This is a genomic window from Exiguobacterium profundum (assembly GCF_001909285.1).
GTDB lineage: Bacteria > Bacillota > Bacilli > Exiguobacteriales > Exiguobacteriaceae > Exiguobacterium > Exiguobacterium profundum.
Genome location: NZ_MRSV01000015.1, coordinates 1 through 213, shown reverse-complemented (window position 1 = coordinate 213; position 213 = coordinate 1). Strand labels below are relative to the sequence as shown.

Annotated in this window: 1 protein-coding gene; it reads right to left on the bottom strand. The window is 45.5% G+C overall.

Annotated elements, in window-relative coordinates; all coding sequences use genetic code 11:
* A partial coding sequence (locus tag BBB58_RS14955; RefSeq protein WP_143180285.1) for a CsbD family protein occupies positions 1-136 on the bottom strand: 136 nt, incomplete at its 3' end.
* Positions 137-213: the final 77 nt, after the last annotated feature.

Here is a 213-nt window from a genome sequence, read left to right as displayed (position 1 = left end):
GCTCCTGGATTTTACCTACCAGTTGGTCGCGTTTACCTTCGATAACGGTCATATCGTCATCGGTCAGTTTGCCCCATTGTTCTTTCATTTTACCTTTAAACTGTTTCCAGTTACCGCCGGCTTCGTCTTTATTCATCATCTTGTCCTCATCATTCGGTTAGGAATAGCAGGTGTTATTCGCCCAAATGCACTGCAATTTCTGCTGGACGTGCG